The sequence below is a fragment of the Psychrobacter sp. T6-1 genome (genome assembly GCF_052258445.1).
This window is the reverse complement of sequence record NZ_JBQQFC010000551.1, coordinates 1-1,039: the sequence shown is the minus strand read 5'-3', so window position 1 is coordinate 1,039 and position 1,039 is coordinate 1. Positions and strand designations below refer to the sequence as shown.

Below are 1,039 nucleotides of genomic sequence, written 5' to 3'. Positions count from 1 at the left end.
TCGGCCGCGGTCACTGATCTTGCGGCTATTATGCCTTTGAGTTTGGATCAAAAACATACGCTTATTTATCTAGAGCAGCAGTTTTATGGCTACTTGCCGGCGATGGATAAGCGGTTTGCTGATTTGGTCAGTTTTGCCTGTAAGCGCGATAACGCTAAAGTAGAAGCGCTGCGCAAACAATACGCGCGCAACCGACTCCAAGAGCCGCAACTTGAGCAAATGCGCAAGTTCTTATTCGGTCCCAATCGCGCGCTGGTTGATAGTCTCAATAGTATTATCCAAGATCAAATCAATGCTATCAAAAAACAAGTCGATGACTATGCGCGTGCCAACCTAACCGCCACTCTCCCATCGCACCAGGTAACGACCACGCAAATTACCGATGATCTGCGCGCTTTGAGCTCAGCGCTACGTTTGCTTGGTTTATCGGATGCAGCGAATAGTTTAGATGAGGCCGCAGCAGCGACTGCAAACTGGCAAAACCCTGAGCCCAAGGATTTCGATCATCTATTATTAGCGCTAGTGCAGGCTGAGAACGCTATGATAGCGATGGCTGAGATGCACACGCCTGGAGCGGTGTATCTGCCTTTGAATAATCCTCGTATCTCTTTGCATCAGCTCAACTCTGCTTACAATACTCTGGTTCAAGAGAGTCGCCGTAGTATCGCTAGTGCTGAGCAATCGATTACAGATTACTTAGCAGACAACGCGCGCGAGCTGTCCCTTATTGAGACCCTGCCGACGTCTTTAAAACAAGTCGCTGGTGCGGTCCGTTTTTTGCAGCTGCCCGCCTCTGCTAGTATGCTCAATCAATTGGTCATTTATTTAGAGGAGCGTATAGCGCAGGGAGTAGCGATAGAGGATCAAACGCTTGCCCATATTGCTGATGTGATTATGGCCGTAGACTATCATCTCGATGGATTTGAGCATAACAGACCACAAAATAAGCAAGCTCTTGATGTGGGTCAGTATAGTTTGAGTCAATTGTTTGCTGCGTGATGCTCTTTTAAACTGACTCGTTAAAGGCGACTGGCTGCTA

1 pseudogene is annotated in these 1,039 nt (G+C 47.9%); it reads left to right on the top strand.

Annotation, left to right across the window (positions count from 1 at the left end):
* A pseudogene (locus tag ACTXGO_RS14515) lies at nt 1–999 on the top strand (hypothetical protein); the annotation flags it as partial.
* Nucleotides 1,000–1,039: the final 40 nt, after the last annotated feature.